The following is a 643-nucleotide window of genomic DNA, read 5'->3' as shown; positions in this document are numbered from 1 at the left end:
GTCCCTTTCTCAGCCCAAATACGGGTGGTGGTATTCTGTTGGCCAAAGCGGGCTTCATCTTGAAACCAAACGTCAATGCGATCGAGTGCAACGTGCCCAGGTGTGTTAAGGATCGTTGCCATCCGGAAGTTTTTTAAAAGCCTCTTGTATAGCCTCAGATTGTTTCGGGTGGCGAGAGCGAGTGGTAATCCATGAGAAGCCAAGTTGATGCAGCAAGCGGTAGATATTTGCTTGCTTGAACGTCACACCAAATTCAGACTGAATAAATAGGCCGACATCCTTGGCCATCAACCTGCCACCTTGTTCAGATAGACTTCTGTGCTGTACGAACGCTTTAAGCTTAGCTTGTTGTGCGATGGACAGTGTCGCAGGACGGCCCGGATTGGGCGCATCGTCAAGGCCAGTCAGCCCATGGGTTAAATAGGCGGTGACCCAGCGATTGACACTGGTTCTACTGACCTTAAGCATGCTTGCGATGGCGGTACGAGAATGACCTTCAGTGAAATGGAGTAAGGCAAGATAGCGCATACGTTTGCGTGCACTTTTCTCCGATTTTACTAAGGCTGCGATGTGGGGATTATTCATATTTTGTATGATTAAAAACTGATGACCAATTAGATCACATAATTAATATAATTGGTAT

General features: G+C 47.0%; 1 pseudogene. It reads right to left on the bottom strand.

Going from position 1 to position 643, the window contains the following annotated elements:
- A pseudogene (locus tag AEA42_RS03360) lies at window positions 1-585 on the bottom strand (IS630-like element ISSpu8 family transposase); the annotation flags it as partial.
- Window positions 586-643: the final 58 nt, after the last annotated feature.

The sequence above is a fragment of the Shewanella sp. Sh95 genome, from assembly GCF_001308045.1.
In the GTDB taxonomy this organism is placed as follows: domain Bacteria; phylum Pseudomonadota; class Gammaproteobacteria; order Enterobacterales; family Shewanellaceae; genus Shewanella; species Shewanella xiamenensis.
The sequence above is the reverse complement of the archived record's forward strand: the minus strand, read 5'-3'. Positions and strand labels throughout refer to the sequence as shown.